This is a genomic window from Gilliamella sp. B2887 (assembly GCF_026537015.1).
In the GTDB taxonomy this organism is placed as follows: Bacteria; Pseudomonadota; Gammaproteobacteria; order Enterobacterales; family Orbaceae; genus Gilliamella.
The window spans coordinates 71,928-90,642 of record NZ_JAFNMX010000006.1; the positions used below are offsets into that span (position 1 = coordinate 71,928).

Sequence of the window (18,715 nt, forward strand, 5' to 3'; positions counted from 1 at the left end):
AATAAACGTTCTAGTTAAATTTCAATAATCTTTCATTGTTGTTTTCAACTGAAGTGCAATCTTCTATTTTTTAGGACTATTTCTGATACTAGCCTTTTTTTAACTATTGCTTTTATTTTTCTCCATTGGTATTGTGCACAAAAATACATTCAACTTTTTCATTTCAGCCTTGCTGTTTGACATCTTATGTTGCTTGACCTAAGGCTAATTATATGTTGTTTTTACTTATCTTTATATAAATCTCTCTCAGCTAACCTTCATTTGAGGAAACTTCAGCGGGCTGGTAACTTTATCAATATTTACTTTTATACAGAGCGTAATAAATTCTTTGATAATTACTGAGGGTGATTTTTCTATAGAATATGCAGTTGCCATAAGCACTAATAAAAAATGCATTAAAAAAATTTACCAACAATCGCATTTTTATTTCCAATAGGATTGATATAAGTTCATGCAATTCTTACTTGCTATACAATAAAAAATCACAATGAAGTATAAAAATCACACTATTTATTAGAATATTAGCAAACGACTTTGATGGTGATGTGATCTTATTATATAAAATTCTCAAGGATATCTTGCCATTGTTGATCAAACTTGGCTTCAATGACAATAGATTTATGATTAATTGGATGAATCATGTGTAACTTACTTGCATGCAACATTAGCCGTTTTATAGCAAAAAATTCGGCAAAGGCACGGTTTTGATGTAAATCTCCGTGTTTACTGTCGCCTAGAATTGGATGAAAAATGTGTTTCATATGCCGACGTAATTGATGCTTACGACCAGTTTTAGGTTTCAATTCAACAAAGCTGTAACGGGCTGTATCAAATTTGCCGACTTTAATTGGCACTTCAATTTTACTTATCCCTCGATAAGTCGTTACGGCGTCTTGAGCAACTTTATTGCTATCAGAAAATTTATCCGCAATTTTATCCAGTTCTTTAACTAAAGGATAATCAATAACAGCTTCACCTTCAACATAACCGCGCACAATGGCATGATAAGTTTTTTCAATCTGCTTTGTGGCAAATTGTTCGGACATTAAACGAGCAATTTCACTGGATAGAGCAAAGAGTAAAACACCCGAAGTCGGTCTATCAAGTCTATGTATCGGAAATACATGCTGACCAATTTGATCACGCAATGTTTGCATCACCACTACTGTTTCATGTTTATCTAACCAACTGCGATGCACAAGCCAACCACTTGGCTTGTTTATCGCAATTAAATCATTATCGTAATATAGAATTTCAAACATCGCGTTTTATTTATAAAAACAAATTTTCAAGTTCGGATGCTATACTTGGACGGTTGTTATCGCCTATAGCATAGCTGGCGTTGGCTTTGACTTCTTCATCGGCATTACCCATCGCAATCCCTAATCCAGCAGCAGATAACATAGTAATATCGTTATAGCTATCGCCAAAAGCAACGATTTCGCTTAAATCGATATTTTCAAGCGAGGCCCAATGTCTTAGACCATTACCTTTCGTATTGCCTTTTATTGCAATATCGGCACGATTTGACCAAGACCATTCGCATGAAAAACAACCAATCTCATCAACTGCCTTAGAAAAAGCTTGTAAAACTGGAATGTTATGACTACTGGTTGCAAACTTGTAAACGGCTTTAGCTTCGTCAATGACTTTTTCAAAACTCTCTACTTTGTCAATTTCGGGTTGTAAAAAATCGGGTAACGAATGAACCCATTTAAAAAATCCTTCAAGATGATCGTCAAGCACTTCATATGTCATCACTCTATCGGTATAAATTAAGGTATGAATACCAAATTGATGAATCAGTTCAAGTAGAGTTTTAGCCTGCTCTTTGGTCATTGGTTTGGCCGCTAATGATTGTTGTTTTTCGAAATCGTAAAGATAAGTGCCATTACAACAGATCGCCGGTGTTGATAATTGAAGTTGATAATAGTAAGGATAAATAACACTATGGTGACGACCAGATACTAATATCACTTTTACCCCTTTGGAACTGATTTTTTTGATCATGTCTGCTGTTTCAGGTAATACAAGCCGATCTGTAGTTAATAATGTACCATCCATATCGAACGCAACCGCTTTATACTTCATATAATCCCTCTTCTATCTTTCTTTTCTATCAAACCCGCTAAACATTTTATTGATAATTAATCATTCAGTTAAAATTCAATTTTTTGACGTCCAACAAATGAGTGCGATAAGGTTGTACCATCAACCATTTCAAGTTCACCACCAACTGGTACACCATGGGCAATTCTTGTTGCCACAACGTTAAATTCACCACACATTTGCGCGATATAATTAGCAGTAGCATCGCCTTCAACAGTTGGATTCGTAGCTAAAATCACTTCATTAATTGCTTCCGATGCTAATTTTTTTTTCAATAAATCCAGACCGATATCGCTTGGACCAATGCCATCTAACGGTGAGAGATGGCCTAATAGGACAAAATAACGCCCACTATACTGACCAGTTTGTTCAATAGCAACAATATCAGCAGGTGTTTCAACTACGCAAAGTTGTCCACTGCTTTGGCGACGAATATTTGCACAAATTGTACAAGTTTCTTGTTCAGTAAAGGTTCGACAATCATTACAATGACCAATATTAATCATTGCTTCATGAAGTTCATGAGCTAATTTAATACCACCTTGCCGATTGCGTTGTAATAAATGAAAGGCCATTCTTTGTGCGGATTTAGGTCCAACTCCTGGTAAACAGCGTAATGCTTCCATAAGTGAGTCTAATAATGGGCTAATTTGCATGAATCTATTTTGTTACCATATATTTTATTTAATATTAATGATACCTTGTTTCAATAATCTATAAAACAAGAAATACGCTATTATTTCAATTTAATTATGATTTGTTATGAAAATCCGTTGAAATAAAATTACATAAATTAAGTAAGTTGTTACTTGCAACATGACATAAAAAACCGTGACTCATGCTAATTGACAATAACTTCATTATTTTTTTTTGCTTTTGAAATGCAAACTTTTCGGTTCCTGCCCTTTGAAAAGTCGAATAATATTGCTGCTGTGACGAATTATAATAACACATGAGAGCATGGTAACGGGTAAAGTCAATTCTGGTTTAAACAGCCAAACAAACAATGGCGCAAAAAGAAATCCAACAATAGAAGCAACGGATGAATAACCCGTTACCAACAGTGTCAATAGCCAAGTTAAAATAAAACAACCAGTGAAATCTAACCCTATTGGCATCATCATGCCCAATGCGGTTGCTACTCCTTTACCGCCACGAAAATCAAAAAAACAAGGAAAAATATGACCAAGGCAAGCTGCAATTCCAACAATACCAAGGAAAAAAGGCGAAATTCCGATACGATAAGCAATGTAAACCGGTATTGCGCCTTTTAACATATCAAACACTAATACAATCATTGCCGGTAACTTACCATTGATGCGCAACACATTAGTTGCGCCAGGATTATGTGAACCATGCTCCGATGGATTGGGCAAATGCATTATTCGACTAATAATTAAAGCGCCTGAAAGTGAACCACTGAAATAGGCGATGATGACCATCAATAAAACTTGTAATGTCAAACTGCTCTCCTATGATTCACTTATTTTCTAATAACAATAAAGTTGATTTGCATTATTGTTTTTCAAGTAACGGTTTTAAATATTGTCCTGTAAAAGATTTTTTCGATTTTGCCACATCTTCAGGGGTTCCTTCAGCAATGATTTCACCGCCACCATTTCCCCCTTCAGGACCTAAATCGACAATCCAGTCAGCCGTTTTAACTACATCCAAATTATGTTCAATCACAACAATAGTATTGCCTTTATCGCGTAGCGAATGAAGTTGTGCAAGCAATTGTTTTACATCAGCAAAATGTAAACCTGTGGTCGGCTCATCTAAGATGTATAACGTACTACCAGTATCGCGCTTAGATAGCTCTTTGGCAAGTTTTACTCGCTGAGCTTCACCACCAGATAAAGTTGTGGCTGATTGACCAATAGTAATATAAGCCAATCCTACATCAATCAACGTTTGTAATTTGCGGGCAATCATGGGTACGGCATCAAAAAATTCACGACCTTCTTCAACCGTCATATTTAAAATTTCATTAATTGATTTGCCTTTATATTTGATTTCAAGGGTTTCACGATTGTAGCGCGCGCCATGACACTGATCACAAGGCACATAAATATCAGGTAAAAAGTGCATTTCTACTTTGATTAAACCATCGCCTTGGCAAGCTTCACAGCGCCCACCTTTAACATTAAAGCTAAATCGTCCTGGATTATAACCTCGAGCTCGAGCTTCGGGCACGCCTGCATAAAGTTCACGAATAGAAGTGAAAAAACCCGTATAGGTTGCTGGGTTCGAGCGAGGTGTACGCCCAATAGGACTTTGATCAATCGCAATCACTTTATCAAAATAGCTCAGTCCTTCAATGGCTTTATAAGGTGCTATGTCACTTTTTTCTGCGCCATTAAGTTCATTTTGTGCTAATGGATATAACGTGTCATTAATTAACGTTGATTTACCCGACCCTGACACCCCAGTAATACAAGTAAATAATCCAACGGGGATATTTAATGTCACATCTTTAAGATTATTACCCGTTGCACCAATGAGTGATAACATCTTTGTCTTATCGACTTTAGTACGATTAGTAGGAATTTCAATTTTTTGCTTTCCTGACAAATACTGTCCCGTCAATGATGATTTACACGCCATAATTTGTTTAGGCGTACCTTGTGCAACCACTTCACCACCATGTACACCTGCTCCAGGTCCGATATCAATAACATAATCTGCTGCCAAAATGGCTTCTTCATCGTGTTCAACCACAATTACGGTATTACCTAAATCACGTAAATGCATTAATGTATCGATAAGACGGGTATTATCACGTTGATGTAAACCGATAGACGGTTCATCAAGCACATACATCACCCCAACTAAACCCGCACCAATTTGGCTAGCTAATCGTATGCGTTGTGCTTCACCACCTGATAACGTTTCAGCAGAACGTGATAGGGTTAAATAATTGAGTCCAACATTGATTAAAAACTGCAAACGGTCGTTGATCTCTTTTAAAATCTTTTCAGCTATTTGTGCACGTTGCCCTGTTAATGATAATTTATCAAAAAAGTCTTTTGCTTGTTGAGTACTTAAATCACTAATAGTTGGCAAATTGGTGTCATTAATAAATACATGTCTTGCCGTTGTACATAACCTTGACCCATGACAGCAAGGGCAAGGACGATTACTAATATACTTTGATAACTCTTCTCGAATGGTTTGTGATTCGGTTTCTTTATAACGTCGTGCTAAATTATTAATAATTCCTTCAAATGGATGAACTCTTTTAACAACATCACCACGATCATTTGAATAGGTAAATTGAATTTCAGTTTTACCTGATCCATTTAATAAAATATCTTTAATTTTTTCAGGCAATTTTTCGTATGGCTGATCGATATCAAATTTATAGTGTTCAGCCAGTGATTTTAACATCTGAAAATAGTAAAAGTTACGACGATCCCAACCTTTAATTGCGCCTGCTGCTAATGAAACTTCAGGCATTTGAACGATGCGTTTAGCATCAAAATATTGTTGTACACCAAGACCGTCACATTCTGGACATGCACCTGCTGGATTATTAAATGAAAATAATCGAGGCTCTAACTCTGAAATACTGTAACCACAAATTGGACAAGCAAAATTAGCCGAAAACAGATGTTCCTCTGCATGTGGGTTATCCAAATCGGCCACTTTTACAATCCCATTGGTAATAGAAAGTACAGTTTCAATTGATTCTGCAAGGCGCAGTTTTAAATCATCACGAATACGAAAACGGTCAACAACAACTTCAATAGTATGCTTTTTTTGCAGTTCAAGTGTTGGCGGATCAGACAAATCATAGACATCACCATCGACTCTAACGCGTATGTAGCCACTCGCTGATAATTGCTCAAACAACTTAACAAATTCACCTTTACGCTCAGTCACTACAGGTGCAAGTAACATATAACGATTTTCAACCGGTAGTGCCATGATGCTATCAACCATTTGTGATACTGTTTGGGCAGCTAAAGGTAAATCATGTTTTGGACAGCGAGGTTCGCCAATTCGGGCAAAAAGCAGGCGCAAGTAATCATAAATTTCGGTAATTGTTCCCACTGTTGAACGCGGATTATGCGAAGTGGATTTTTGCTCTATCGAAATCGCTGGTGATAAACCTTCAATATGATCAACATCCGGTTTTTCCATTAAGGATAAAAATTGACGTGCGTAAGCCGATAATGACTCAACATAACGTCGTTGCCCTTCAGCATAGAGAGTATCGAATGCTAACGAAGATTTACCCGATCCCGAAAGCCCAGTTATCACTACCAGCTTATCTCTTGGAATGGTTACATTAATATTTTTTAGATTGTGCGTTCGCGCACCACGAATATCGATATCTTTGATTGACATAGATCTCTTCTTGTGTGTTTTAAACGAATTGAATTGGAAATAAACTGTATATTATACCAGTAATAATCGATTAAATATACCACATATGTACTACTACAATATATTTGTTATTATATACTCAAACGTATCGATAACCTGAAACTTTTTGACAAATCTACTTGCTAAAATAAAAACGGTCTTCAAAGACCGTTTTTTAGTTATTTGATATTAATCGATTAATTTTGGAGTTGCTTCTAAAGGAATAATTGCACCACGATATTGGATTACCGTACCGGCAACTAAATGCCCTTGTAATGCTGATTGTGAAGGGTTTCGACCGCTTAAGCGTGCTCCAAGGTAACCCGCACTAAATGAATCCCCTGCTGCTGTTGTATCGATAATTTTATCCTTAACGATTTTATTAGCGGGTATGTCAAAGCGACCCTCAACACAATCAACAATGCAGCTATCGCTACCTCGTTTAATGATGATTTCATTCACACCAAAGTTTTTAGTGCGCTCAATCACTTGCTCATAAGGTAATTTACCCCACAGCAAATCTTCATCATCTAACGTTAAAAATGCAATATCGGTATAGCTCAGAATATCACGATAAACGCTTCGAGCTAAATCAAGGCTACTCCATAAACGTGGACGGAAGTTATTATCGAAAATCACTTTACCACCGTTAGTTTTCACTCGTTTTAAAAGATCGACTAATTTAAGAATACTTTCCGCATCTAAAATCGCAATACTGATACCACTCAAATAGACATAATCACAATGAGCAATTTGTTCAGCTATTTTTTCTGTTTCGGCTGTTTTCAACCAAAACTTTGCCGCAGCATCATTACGCCAATAATAGAAAGAACGCTCACCCTGATCATCTGTGACAATTGAATAAAGACCTGGCATCTTATCCGGCATTCTTTGTACTAAATCAGTTTTAATGTGCTCTTTTTGCCAACTGTCCACCATCTCTTGACTAAAAGGATCAGTGCCTAATCCCGTTACATAGTGAATTATAAACTCTTTACCTTGTAATAAACGTGATAAATAGACCGATGTATTAAGTGTATCACCACCAAAACTGCGTGTTGTCGATTCTTGCTTCATCGACAATTCAATCATACATTCGCCAATAACAGCGATATTTGTAGCCATATTGTTGTATCCTTGACCTAATTATAAATAATCCAATGCGATTTTAACCACTACTTTACGAACCGTTGTAATCTGATTATTGATAGAACAAAGCGGTTTATGAACTTCGTTGGGTATAAAGACAATAAAATCGTTCGACTGTAATATTATCATGGTTTCTTCTGATGGTGTCTCGATAAAAGCAATATCATTATCAGCTAATTTATCGTCTAACACCTTAGTATGAGGTGGTAATGTACTTACTGCGATTCCCTCTTGTCCTTCCAATACAATTTGAACATCAAGGTATTTTTTGTGAAATTCAGGATTAGCCTCGTATATATGGCGTAAAGTACTATCAGACACCATAAAAAACACATTATCGCCATCAATATCATAACGTCCTACTGGTGTGTTAATGTTAACATTATCTTTAATGTATTCAATTGATTGCTTAATTCTGTCGGGTAAATATGGGACTAAATCCAAATGGTTAATATTACCTAAAATCATACTCAATGATCCTTTACAAATTGATGAAAACAAATATGGCTAATTGCATTACGCCAACAAAACAAGCCAAGATAAAGCAATTAAATTGATAAAGAGTATATACTTAAGTCGAGCTTTTTTGTAGAGCGAATAAATAAAAAAGAGTTTATTCTCTGCTAAGTTTAAAAATTCCGCTATTTTTTAATGAAGTGAAATCATTTTCTAAATGCGGTAAAACAGACATGTTTTTTCTGACAATAGGACGTTAGTCTGCAATGCGATTGAAAAAAGTTTGATGAAGATGATTGCCATTTAAGTTTCATCTTGAATTTTCAACTCTAACTTAATTAACTCATCATCTAATCAGAAATGTTTTATTGCTTTTATTACGAATTTAAGTACAACATTACTAAATAATTTTATCATTACAACTTATTTATAAGTTTCATTGGTGTTATATTATGCACTGCAAAAATAAACGATGAAAAAACCTTAGCAGTTTTTTTTACTACAACTAGCAGTAATACTGAAAAAACGTATTGATCACTGGTCTTGATAACCATCACGCATGACCCGACCGTTAATTGATTATTCCCGCATTTTTATGATGGTGAAATTGATGATTCAACTGATGCTAAAACCAACAATTCAACAAGGTAAATCGCTAATGCAATTAATAGTCTGTTCTTCAAAAAATGCCTTAACGGTAAAATAAAACCGGATAAATAACAGTCTGCCGGTAAGCGAAATGAGAATGGGTTTAGATTTAATGAATTTGCAGCTTATATCCATAGCTCTATCATATTGGTCATGTATTGATTTTTTGTACAATGACCAATCGCTTTTAGTTCTGTACACTGAAAGGTAAGCCATTAAAATTAATTCAACGTGAAAAATTACATCATGATCAACCAGATCTAATTCTGTATACCATTACCAGCATGTTCATATTACCAATATGAGACAACTGACACGATTATTCTACAAAATAATGATGAACATTAACAACTGTGCGATTAAATTACTTGTTTAAAAATTTAATGCCCAGACACATTCGAAAAAAGATTAATGATCACAACACCAAACATAATAAATCCCATACCAATTAAGGCGGCAAGATCTAAAGTTTGTTTCATAAAAATCCAAGCAATTAAACTAATAAGAACGATCCCGATTCCTGACCAAATCGCATAAGCAATTCCAACAGGGATAGTTTTTAACGCTAGTGACAGTACATAAAAAGAAGCACTGTATCCAATGATAGTAATGATAGAAAAAACCAAATGAGTAAAGCCATTGGATAACTTCAATGAAGAAGTCGCAATCACTTCACAAATTATCGCCAAAAAGAGAAAAAAATATGAGTTCATTCAGATACCTACATTGTTTAAAATGGTAGTCTTAATCCTAACTTTCAACAAATCAGATTTAAAAGCTTAAATTGTTCAATTTGATCACCCTAAAGGGTATAAAATCAAAACCTGCTAGAGTTTTACAACTATATTGTTATTTTAAATGATAAGTAAACTAGATAGCTGGTTAATTTTGAATATCGCTGAAAAGGAAGATTTTTAATGGTGGGTTGTGAGGGGATCGAACCCGCGACCAATTGATTAAGAGTCAACTGCTCTACCGACTGAGCTAACAACCCACTAAATATTTTTTTATTTTATCTAAGCTTTAAGATTAATGCAACCCATAGATTTTATATAAACTTTGATCTAACTCTCAGATTTATCGAATATTTTGTGATATTATCAAAAAATTGAATAGGTTATGATCTCCAAATCTATTCTTTATTTAGCTTAATATTAGCTTAATATGACATCAACCAAGTTATGAATGGACAACGAGTGAATAAAATTTTATAAAAGTTTCATTTAACGATCATCAAATTGTGAATTATAAGATAACATTAGGGGGAAATGGTGAAAATATCATCTATTGCAATGCTTATTTCAATGGGATTTGCCAGTTCAATGGTTTATGCCCATCAGGCGAATGAAATTATTATCCGTGGTGGTCCTGTTTATGTTCATCCAGAAGATAAGAGCGATCATGTAAAAGTCGGTGGAGCAAAAAGCGATTTAAAAGCAAAGGTCGATAATGACACGCAAATTGGTTTAAATTTTCAATATATGATAACCGATAACATCGGTATCGAGCTATTAGCCGCAACGCCTTTTAGCCATCAAGTTAAACTTGGCGGTGGTAATTCAACGGGGTTGTCAGGTGCTCATCTTGGTAAAATTAAACATTTACCACCCACATTAAGTGCTGTTTGGTATCCCCTTGATTCAAAATTTGAATTTCAGCCTTATGTTGGTGTTGGGGTAAACTATACTTTCTTCTTTGATGAAAAACTCAGTGGTGAAGCTAAAAAAGCAGGATTCCATGGTTTAGATCTTGATAACTCTTGGGGTTTAGCTGCGCAAATTGGGGTTGATTATTCCATTAATCAAAATTGGCTTATTAATGCACAATTACGTTATATTGATATTGAAACTAAAGCAACAACGCATTTAGGTAATACTAAAGTAACGGCTAATTATCAATTAGACCCATGGGTTGCAATGTTTGGTGTGGGTTATAAATTTTAGGCTTTTGGTAGAAAAATCTCTCGCTAATAAAATTAACGAGAGATTTTGTATTCCTAAATTATAGATTCTTGATTGCAGAATACTGCTCTTGCAGTTTTGCTTTATCCTCAATATAACCTTGTTGTTTTTCTTTTTCCTTAGCAACCACTACGGCAGGTGCTTTGTCAACAAAGTTGGCATTTGATAATTTATTCGCAATACGGGCTATTTCATTATCAATGCGAGTAATCTCTTTTTCAAGACGAGCTAATTCATCTTCTTTGTTGATTAATCCCGCCATTGGTATAAGTAGTTCTGCACCATCGACCAATTTAGTTACGGATAATGGACCATTTTCACCTTCATCAAGTAAAATGATTTCAGAAAGTCTAGCTAACGTTTTAATGAAACTAATATTATTACCTACAATACGATGAACTGTTGGTGAAGCTTGGCGAATCAGTAATTGCAATGGCTTACTTGGTGCAATGTTCATTTCAGCACGAATATTACGTACAGCAATCACAACATCTTTAATCCAATTAATATCAGCAACCGCTTCTTCATTAATATGCTTTTCATCGAATGCTGGTATTGGTTGTAGCATAATCGTATCAGCTTTGATATTCATTATCCCTTTCACATTTTGCCAAATTGCTTCAGTAATAAATGGAATAATTGGATGCGCAAGGCGCAATAACGCTTCAAGAACAGTAACCAAAGTATGGCGAGCAGCACGTTGTGCAGATTGTTCACCGTTAGCTAATACTGATTTAGTGAGTTCTAAATACCAGTCACAGAACTGATTCCAAGTAAATTCATATAAAATATTAGCGGCTAAATCAAAGCGGTAGGTATCAAATGCTTCACGATATGCTTTAACAGTTTGGTTAAATTCCGCTAAAATCCATTTGTCTGACAGTGAATAGTCTAAATCCCCACCTTTAAAACCACAATCATGTTCTTCGGTATTTATTAATACATAACGGCTTGCATTCCATAATTTATTACAGAAGTTGCGATAACCTTCTAAACGCTTTAGATCCCAATTAATATCACGCCCAGTTGAGGCCAGTGCCGCTAATGTAAAGCGTAGTGCATCAGTCCCATGTGCTTCAATACCATTTGGAAATTGCTTTTCTGTTCGTTTGGCAATTTTTTCAGCTAACTGTGGTTGCATCATATTGCCAGTACGTTTTTCTAACAGATTGGCTAATGAAATACCATCAATCATATCTAAAGGATCAATCACGTTACCTTTAGATTTAGACATTTTTTGCCCTTCTTCATCACGAATTAAACCTGTGACATATACCGTTTTAAATGGCACTTGTGGTTTACCATGCTCATCTTTAATAAAGTGCATGGTCATCATAATCATTCTAGCTACCCAGAAGAAAATAATATCGAACCCAGTTACTAATACATTAGTTGGGTGAAAGGTCGCTAAATCATCGGTATGTTCTGGCCAACCTAAAGTTGAAAATGTCCATAGTGCGGATGAGAACCAAGTATCAAGTACATCTTCATCTTGCCATAATTCAATGTCGCTCGATAAGTTGTTTTCACGCCGTACTTCTGCTTCATCACGACCTACATAGACATTACCTTGGTCATCATACCAAGCTGGAATACGGTGCCCCCACCATAATTGACGAGAAATACACCAATCTTGTATATCATTCATCCAAGAAAAATACATATTTTCGTACTGCTTTGGAACAAATTGGATATCACCATTTTTTACAGCATCAATAGCAGGTTCAGCAAGCACTTTCGCTCGAACATACCATTGATCTGTCAACATAGGTTCAATAACCACACCACCACGATCGCCATAAGGAATAGTGAGATCATGTGGTTCAATTTTCTCTAAGATATCTAATGCTTCACACTGAGCAACAATGGCTTTACGTGCAGCAAAACGTTCTAAATTTTGGAATTCTGCTGGAATTTCCGTCGTGTAAACAGTGCTTACCTCACCATTGGTATCAAATACTTCTGCTTGTGTACGAACATCACCATCAAAAGTGAAAATATTGATCATCGGTAATTGATGACGACGCCCTACTTCGTAATCATTAAAATCATGAGCTGGTGTAATTTTTACACAACCTGTACCTTTAGTCATATCGGCATGTTCATCACCAATAATCGGAATACGACGATTTACCAATGGTAATAAAACATATTTACCCACTAACTCTTTATAACGTGGATCCTCGGGATTAACTGCAACGCCTGTATCACCTAATAATGTTTCTGGTCGAGTTGTGGCAACAACTAAATAATCTTTGCCTTCTGCTGTTTTGGCACCATCAGCAAGAGGATAACGTAAATACCACATTGAGCCTTTAACGTCTCGGTTTTCCACTTCAAGATCCGATATCGCTGTACGAAGCTTAGGATCCCAATTTACTAGACGTTTACCACGATAAATTAAATCCTCTTGATATAATCTCACAAACACTTCTTTTACTGCATTGGATAAGCCTGTGTCCATAGTAAATCGTTCGCGATCCCAATCTACAGAATCACCTAACCGACGCATTTGTTTGGTGATACTACCACCTGATTCTGCTTTCCATTGCCAAATTTTATCAATAAATGCTTCACGACCATAATCATGACGAGTTTTGTTTTCTTCAGCAGCAATTTTACGTTCAACAACCATTTGAGTAGCAATACCGGCATGATCAGTACCTGATTGCCAAAGAGTATTATTACCCTGCATACGATGATAACGAATCAACGCATCCATGATAGTTTGCTGAAATGCATGACCCATATGTAAACTACCCGTTACATTCGGTGGTGGTATAGCAATACAGTAGCTTGGTTGAGATTTGTCGCCATTGGGTTTGAAATAACCGCTTTCTTCCCAATGTTTATAGATAGGTTGTTCAATTTCTTGTGGATTGTAAGTCGTGTTTTTCATAATTGATGCATAAATCCTAATTCAAGGCATAAAAATGCTTTATATTCTACAGTAAAATAGCTAAACAATAAATTAGCAGAATAATAAACTCGTTGATTTAATATATGATTAAAACTTTATCCAATTGATAATTGATATAAAAAACCGCTTATTGAAAAGCGGTTTTTTATATATGAATTTTAAAGTTAATATTGAATTAATCATGTTGATAAATCAAATTATCAATTAATCGTGTATTACCAATATAAACTGCTAAAGCACATAAACTGTCTTGAGCAAGTAAATCAATCGATTTCAGGGTAGCGAGATCGACAAACTCAATATAATCAACTTTTGCCAAAGGTTGTTTGCTTATTAGCTCTCGCATTGCTTGGATAAGGAGGCTAACGGATTTTTCACCTTGGTCAATCATCGCTTGTGCACATTCAATTGCTTGGTAAAGGCAAATCGCCGCTGCTCGTTCACTTTCAGACAAATAACTATTACGAGAACTTTTAGCCAGTCCATCAGATTCACGAACAATAGGACAGCCGATGATTTCAATATTAAAATTCAGATCCATTACCATACGTTTAATTACAGCTAATTGTTGTGCATCTTTTTGTCCGAAATAGGCACGATCCGGTTGAACAATATTGAATAATTTGGTTACAACTGTGCAAACCCCTTTAAAATGTCCTGGGCGTTTTTTACCACATAAAGATTCCGTCAATCCATTTACATCAACATAACTATCAAAATTAGGGGAATACATTTCACTGACGTCTGGGAAAAAAATTAGATCAACGCCCATCTGTTCACAGGCAATTTTATCTCGGTCTAAATCGCGTGGATAACTGGCAAGATCCTCTGAAGGTCCAAATTGAATAGGATTGACAAAAATCGTCACAATCACTTTTTGATTATGCTGTTTAGCTGCTTGCATTAAGCTTTGATGACCTTCATGCAAAAATCCCATTGTCGGCACCAACCCTATGCTATTCCCAGACTGTCGCCAAGTGTTAACTTGCTTACGAACCTCATTAATCGTTGTTACAACTTTCATCATTTTATCCTTTTTTGCTATTCAAAAATTCACTTTTCAAATTTTGCATAATTTCATCATCAATCGCAAACTCATGAATCGATGCAGGGTATTGTTGTTGTTTTACTTCTTGGCAATACTCACCAAATGCCTTCTTCATTTGTTCACCTACCGGTGCAAAGGTTTTAACAAATTTTGAAGATACGCCATCATACATTGACAACATATCTTGATAAACTAACACTTGTCCATCACATCCGACTCCCGCGCCAATACCAATGGTTGGAATATTGACAAGCTCTGTGATGAACTTAGCCAACTCAGCAGGGACACATTCTAACAAAAGTGCAGAAGCACCAGCTTGTTCAACAGCTAAAGCATCGAGCACAATATTTTTAGCGTCTTGATAATCTTTACCTTGAACTTTATAACCGCCTAAAGCTAAAACGGATTGCGGCATTAAACCGATATGAGCAATAACAGGAATAGAAGCTTGAGCAATCCGTTTGATATGATCACAAAACGCTTGCCCTCCTTCAAGTTTTATGGCTTGCGCTTGACCTTCTTTAATTAATCTCCCTGCATTATAAACAGCATCATAGGCGGATGTATGATAAGACATGAAGGGTAAGTCCGTAACAACCAAAGCCGTTTTAGCCGCTTTTGCCACCGCTTTTGAATGATGAATCATATCTTCCATGGTAACAGATACTGTACTTTCATAGCCCAGCATAACCATCCCTAAAGAGTCACCTACAAGTAAACAATCGACTCCACTTTCATCCATAAGTTTGGCCGTTGTGTAATCATATGCTGTTAGCATGGTAATTTTTTGTTGATTTTCTTTACGTTTTTGTAAGGTTATAATAGTATTTTTCACGAAAACAGCTCCAATTCTAGTTGTCGATAATCTTTATTAGGATGTTTTTTTCGACTGATATTAAGTAAAATGATTGATAATTGTTTATAAATCGGTCTTAATTCATCTGGCATGACCATGATATGTTGTTTAATAGTATTAATATCACCACGTTCAATCGGTCCAGTTAAAGCATTAATTACCCCTTTTTTGCAAGTACTCTTTGCATTACCCAAAAATAAAGGATGCCATGCTTGTTCGCTAAATTCACTCTTGAGCTCACATTGATTCAGTAATTCTATTCCTATTTGTACTAAAGCAATGACTTGGTTGCTGAGCATGACACAGGCTGCATGATAAAGAGGTTTTTTACTGGCAGAAAGGATTGCCAAAGGATTTTTCAACGGTGTAAACAAAGCTTGTAATTGCGGAATGATACGGGGATTGGCTTCCAGTGTAAAAGAGACACCCGGCATTGCAGAGTAACAGCCAAATCTATCATAGATAGCATATAAGGGGTGTAATGAAAAAGCAAAGGGATGAACAGTTTTATTTTGACTAAAGAGATGGGATGTGAGTAAACCGCTACAATGACCAATCCATTTATTCGCTATAGGTAACTGACAAAGCTCTTGCCATACACACAATATTTGACCATCAGATACAGTAACAAATAAGCAATCACAATCTTTAACTAAATCACTTATCGATAAATAAGCCTTACTTTGCGTGAAATCACCAGCTTTTTTTGCATCTTCATAAGATCGACTATAAAAACCAGCAAGATTAAAACCACATAATGAAAAGTACTTCGCTAAAGTACAACCAACTTTACCCGCACCTATAAAACCGATAATCATTATTATTCTATCTTTTTAAAAAAGATTGCATTATAGCCTAATCAGATTGATTTTCAATCCGATTAATTTTAATAAAATTAATGAGATTTAAACTTTAAAGGTGATTATGATTTTGTTGAGATGAAATAAAACTCACTTTTTTAAATGGCTCTTGATCTTTTTATTGGCTTCAATAAAGAATAACGTTATGTCGCCAATAAAACGATTTTATAAGCTTACTCTCATCGAACCAGCATGTACCATCACCCTTTCAAGTTAACCAATTTTATACCATCGCCTTTAGATTTAAAGGCAATGGTATAAAATCACTTGCAAGTAACAGGTATCGTTTTTAAATTGAATCCAGCTTCTTTATAAAATTTATACCTTATTCTTGCCAAATCCTTCAACTTTTCGTTTACTGGTACAAAATCCACAATATCAGAATACACAGCAGCAAATTCAGGAAACTGTTCTTGTAAATTAATCAATATATGTCGATGACCATTACTGCGTTTTTGCGGCCAACAAATCTCGACAGGAGACCCCCCTTTCAATCCTTCACCAGCTAAGTTATGTGGTACAAAATGATCAGTATCAAGTTGCCAAAGGTATTCATCTATACGTTCAGCCTGTTGCTGATCTTGGCAAGCAACTAAGATTCTTTTGTTAGCTTGCCAGATTTCAGCAATTTTTTCACAAGCGAGTTTTTCATGAAACAAAACACCCGATTCACTTGCCGGTTTTTGGTTCTCTAAAAGATAAAAAATCACTTTTTTCATAAAAATGAAAGATCAGTCTATTGCGTTAATAAATATTCAATTAACATTGCTACCGGACGACCTGTTGCACCTTTTTTTGCACCTGATTGCCAAGCGGTACCTGCGATGTCTAAATGAGCCCAATGATATTTTTCGGTAAAGCGTGATAAGAAACAAGCTGCAGTAATCGTTCCGCCATCACGACCTCCGGCATTGACAATGTCTGCACAAGTTGAGTTAATCTGCTCTTGAAAATTATTATCAATCGGTAATTCCCATGCTTTATCACCAGCTTTATTGGATGCTAAAACTAATTGGTTAACTAAATTTTTGTTATTACCCATAACCCCAGTATAGTGGTGACCTAATGCAACAATGCAAGCACCGGTTAAGGTCGCGATATCAATAACAGTTTTTGGATTATAACGTTCAACATAGGTTAAAGCATCACATAATACTAAACGCCCTTCAGCATCAGTGTTAATGATTTCGACCGTAGTTCCAGACATGGTTGTTAGAATATCACCTGGTCGATAACTGTTGCCATCAGGCATGTTTTCACAACCTGCCATTACCCCTACAACATTAACTGGAAGTTTTAGCTCAGCAACGGCCTGCATAACACCAAAAACGGTCGCAGCTCCACACATATCATACTTCATCTCGTCCATACCTGCAGAAGGTTTAATTGAAATCCCGCCAGAATCAAATGTTAATCCTTTACCCACAAGCACATAAGGCTGAGCTTTTTTATCTTTAGCGCCATGATATTCAATGACAGTCATTATCGATTCATTTGCAGAACCACGACCTACAGCTAAATACGCATTCATGTTTAATTTAGCTAACTCTTTCTCACCTAAGCATGAAACTTTTAAAGATGAGTGCTTTTTGCCTAATTGCTTGGCCTGATCAGCTAGATATTGAGCATTGCAAATATTTGATGGCATATTGGCTATCGTTTTTGTGGTACTAATAGCATTAGCAATAATTTGTCCTTGTAATAAACCGTTTGTTAAAGATTCATTTTGCTTTTTATCATTGCATATTAACGTAATTTTATCCAAACTTGGAATCGGTGATTTCTTTGATTTGAATTGATCAAAACAATAGGTCATATTATTAATAATTTTAGGTAGTTGTCTAATAATTTCAGGATTTGAAGATGATTTAACTGTTAACAAATCCCAATTCACACTTTTGACTTTTTTTGCTAATAATTCTTTAATTACCGATTGGATAACTTGTTTCGATTGGAAAGTATCAAATTCTTTTGACTTTCCACAACCAACAAATAAAAGCTCTTGGTTTAATTCAGATGAACAGGAATATAAAAAAGTAGTTTTACCGAGTTCAGCACTTATATCACCTGATTTGATCAGTTGACTCACTAGTCCTTTAGTCGCCGCATCAACTTCTTTTAATGTATCCAACTGATTTTTATCTGAATTTACGGCAATGACTAAACATGCTGATTTTGGTTTTGTAATTGAATTACTATTTTTGATGATAATTTCCATAGATTTTCTCTTTTATGAAATTTACGATGATGAGTAACATTCTATCCGTTCATTGAGCTATAGCAACAAAAAGATAACTAAACAAAGCAATTCCTATTATAATAGTCCAATTTATAAAA

The 18,715-nt window shown here is 35.5% G+C and carries 15 protein-coding genes and 1 tRNA gene; 1 reads left to right on the top strand and 15 read right to left on the bottom strand.

All coding sequences use genetic code 11. The annotated features are described in order from the left end of the window. Nucleotides 1-554: 554 nt before the first annotated feature. The 9 genes from truC to J3U13_RS06510 all read right to left on the bottom strand — a co-directional run bounded on the left by truC (nucleotide 555) and on the right by J3U13_RS06510 (nucleotide 9,727). Nucleotides 555-1,262 (bottom strand): tRNA pseudouridine(65) synthase TruC, encoded by a 708-nt coding sequence (gene truC, locus J3U13_RS06470; RefSeq protein WP_267340926.1) that lies wholly within the window; start codon nucleotides 1,260-1,262, stop codon nucleotides 555-557. 10 nt (nucleotides 1,263-1,272) lie between these two features. Next, complete coding sequence (locus tag J3U13_RS06475; protein WP_267340928.1) at nucleotides 1,273-2,091, bottom strand: pyridoxal phosphatase; 819 nt, start codon at nucleotides 2,089-2,091, stop codon at nucleotides 1,273-1,275. Nucleotides 2,092-2,159: 68 nt separating this feature from the next. Beyond that, nucleotides 2,160-2,765, bottom strand: a complete 606-nt coding sequence (gene recR / locus J3U13_RS06480; RefSeq protein ID WP_267340929.1) for a recombination mediator RecR — start codon at nucleotides 2,763-2,765, stop codon at nucleotides 2,160-2,162. A 204-nt stretch (nucleotides 2,766-2,969) separates the two neighbouring features. Beyond that, nucleotides 2,970-3,572, bottom strand: a complete 603-nt coding sequence (plsY, locus tag J3U13_RS06485; protein WP_267340930.1) for a glycerol-3-phosphate 1-O-acyltransferase PlsY — start codon at nucleotides 3,570-3,572, stop codon at nucleotides 2,970-2,972. Between the two features lie 52 nt (nucleotides 3,573-3,624). Next, a complete protein-coding gene (gene uvrA / locus J3U13_RS06490) occupies nucleotides 3,625-6,456 on the bottom strand; it encodes an excinuclease ABC subunit UvrA (protein WP_416380646.1) in 2,832 nt (943 codons plus the stop codon). A 213-nt stretch (nucleotides 6,457-6,669) separates the two neighbouring features. After that, on the bottom strand, nucleotides 6,670-7,605 hold the full coding sequence (locus J3U13_RS06495; RefSeq protein WP_267340934.1) for a sugar kinase: 936 nt from the start codon (nucleotides 7,603-7,605) through the stop codon (nucleotides 6,670-6,672). A 21-nt stretch (nucleotides 7,606-7,626) separates the two neighbouring features. Beyond that, a complete protein-coding gene (locus J3U13_RS06500; protein ID WP_267340936.1) occupies nucleotides 7,627-8,097 on the bottom strand; it encodes a YhcH/YjgK/YiaL family protein in 471 nt (156 codons plus the stop codon). Nucleotides 8,098-9,113: 1,016 nt separating this feature from the next. Beyond that, on the bottom strand, nucleotides 9,114-9,446 hold the full coding sequence (locus J3U13_RS06505; RefSeq protein ID WP_267340937.1) for a DMT family transporter: 333 nt from the start codon (nucleotides 9,444-9,446) through the stop codon (nucleotides 9,114-9,116). Between the two features lie 205 nt (nucleotides 9,447-9,651). After that, nucleotides 9,652-9,727 (bottom strand) — tRNA-Lys (locus J3U13_RS06510). 274 nt (nucleotides 9,728-10,001) lie between these two features. Between J3U13_RS06510 and J3U13_RS06515 the strand changes: the two genes are divergently transcribed. Continuing rightward, on the top strand, nucleotides 10,002-10,676 hold the full coding sequence (locus J3U13_RS06515; protein WP_416380292.1) for an OmpW family outer membrane protein: 675 nt from the start codon (nucleotides 10,002-10,004) through the stop codon (nucleotides 10,674-10,676). Between the two features lie 58 nt (nucleotides 10,677-10,734). Here the strand turns inward: J3U13_RS06515 and J3U13_RS06520 are convergent, their stop codons facing one another. The 6 genes from J3U13_RS06520 to J3U13_RS06545 all read right to left on the bottom strand — a co-directional run bounded on the left by J3U13_RS06520 (nucleotide 10,735) and on the right by J3U13_RS06545 (nucleotide 18,596). Next, on the bottom strand, nucleotides 10,735-13,593 hold the full coding sequence (locus J3U13_RS06520; protein WP_267340940.1) for a valine--tRNA ligase: 2,859 nt from the start codon (nucleotides 13,591-13,593) through the stop codon (nucleotides 10,735-10,737). A gap of 196 nt (nucleotides 13,594-13,789) precedes the next feature. After that, nucleotides 13,790-14,638 carry a pantoate--beta-alanine ligase gene (gene panC, locus J3U13_RS06525; protein ID WP_267340942.1) on the bottom strand — a complete coding sequence of 283 codons (849 nt, stop codon included), beginning with the start codon at nucleotides 14,636-14,638 and terminating at the stop codon, nucleotides 13,790-13,792. 4 nt (nucleotides 14,639-14,642) lie between these two features. Beyond that, nucleotides 14,643-15,497: a 3-methyl-2-oxobutanoate hydroxymethyltransferase gene (gene panB / locus J3U13_RS06530; RefSeq protein WP_267340944.1), complete on the bottom strand. Its 855-nt coding sequence runs from the start codon at nucleotides 15,495-15,497 to the stop codon at nucleotides 14,643-14,645. Next, nucleotides 15,494-16,336, bottom strand: coding sequence for a Rossmann-like and DUF2520 domain-containing protein (locus tag J3U13_RS06535; RefSeq protein ID WP_267340945.1), 843 nt, complete (start codon nucleotides 16,334-16,336; stop codon nucleotides 15,494-15,496). The genes panB and J3U13_RS06535 overlap by 4 nt, the downstream gene beginning before the upstream one ends. A 305-nt stretch (nucleotides 16,337-16,641) precedes the next feature. Next, entirely contained in the window at nucleotides 16,642-17,097 is a 456-nt protein-coding gene (locus J3U13_RS06540; RefSeq protein ID WP_267340947.1) for a DNA polymerase III subunit chi, read from the bottom strand. A gap of 17 nt (nucleotides 17,098-17,114) precedes the next feature. After that, a complete protein-coding gene (locus J3U13_RS06545; RefSeq protein WP_267340949.1) occupies nucleotides 17,115-18,596 on the bottom strand; it encodes a leucyl aminopeptidase in 1,482 nt (493 codons plus the stop codon). Nucleotides 18,597-18,715 lie beyond the last annotated feature (119 nt).